At 71.2% G+C, this 823-nt stretch carries 1 protein-coding gene; it reads right to left on the bottom strand.

Annotation, left to right across the window (positions count from 1 at the left end):
• Window positions 1–63: 63 nt before the first annotated feature.
• A partial coding sequence (modA, locus tag DVH02_RS34655; RefSeq protein ID WP_114627773.1) for a molybdate ABC transporter substrate-binding protein occupies window positions 64–823 on the bottom strand: 760 nt, incomplete at its 5' end.

Raw genomic sequence — 823 nt, forward strand, 5'->3', positions numbered from 1 at the left:
GTACGAAGGGGCTGTCCGCCGGTCCGGCGGACAGCCCCTTCGTACGGAGGTCGCGGGCACGCCCTACGGCTGCTGGAAACCGGCCGCCCGGAGGATCTTCTGCGCCTCGGCGCCGCTGAGCCACTCGACGAACGCGGCGGCGGCCTCGCTGTGCTCGGACGTCTTGAGGGTGGCGGCCGGGTAGTCGGCGATGGCGTTCTGCGCGTCCGGGATCTCGATGGCGTCGACCTTGTCGGTCGCGGTGGCGGCGTCGGTCTTGTAGACGATGCCCGCGTCGGCCTCGCCCAGTTCGACCTTGCTGAGGACGGCGCGCACGCTCGGCTCCTCGGAGACCGGCTTCACCTTGATGTTCTGGGCGTCCAGCACCTGCGCGCTGTAACGGCCGACGGGCACCTCGGAGGCGGCGAGGACCACCTTCACCTTGGTGTCCGCGAGGTCCTTGAGGCTCTCGATCTTCTGCGGGTTGCCCTCGCCTGTGGCGATCACCAGCCGGTTCTTGGCGATGACCTTCGGGGTGCCGGTGTCGGACTTCAGTCCGTCCATGGTCTTGGTGTCGGCGGTGACCAGCGCGTCGGCCGGGGCGCCCTGCTTGACCTGGGCGGCCAGTTCCTGCGAACCGGCGAAGGAGAACGCCAGCTCGGTGCCGGGGTGCTTCTTCTCGTACGCGGCGCCCGCCGTCTTGAACACGTCGGTCAGGGACGCGGCGGCCAGGACGGTCAGCTTCGCCGCCGGAACCTCTCCGGCGGCCCCGCTCGCCGAGGCGCCGGTCTTGGCGCCGGAGTCCTTCGCGCCGTCGTCGCTGCCGCCGCAGGCGGCCAGCGGG

It is taken from the genome of Streptomyces corynorhini (genome assembly GCF_003346515.1).
Classification (GTDB): domain Bacteria; phylum Actinomycetota; class Actinomycetes; order Streptomycetales; family Streptomycetaceae; genus Streptomyces; species Streptomyces corynorhini.